The organism is Enterobacter sp. PTB (genome assembly GCF_051130085.1).
Lineage (GTDB): Bacteria > Pseudomonadota > Gammaproteobacteria > Enterobacterales > Enterobacteriaceae > Enterobacter > Enterobacter ludwigii.
The window spans coordinates 1-221 of sequence record NZ_JBDKEE010000213.1; the positions used below are offsets into that span (position 1 = coordinate 1).

Annotated in this window: 1 protein-coding gene; it reads right to left on the minus strand. The window is 65.2% G+C overall.

Annotated features, from left to right (window positions below):
- Window positions 1–221, minus strand: a 221-nt coding sequence (locus AAIR21_RS28285) for an SDR family NAD(P)-dependent oxidoreductase (protein WP_434682900.1), incomplete at both ends; no start/stop codon positions are given.

The window sequence follows — 221 nt, forward strand, 5'->3', positions numbered from 1 at the left end:
TGATGATGCGTCCGGCGCCGGATTTGATGAGGTGCGGGATCGCCGCGCGCGAGGTGTTGAATGCCGTCATCACGTTCATCGCATACATGCGTTGCCAGGTCGCGGGATCGCCGTCGCTCACCGCCTCGAAGGTGAAGCCGCCGGCGATGTTGATCAGTCCGTCGAGCCGGCCGAAATGCGCGGCCGCCTTGTCGATCGCAGCGGTCGCATGCACGGTGTCG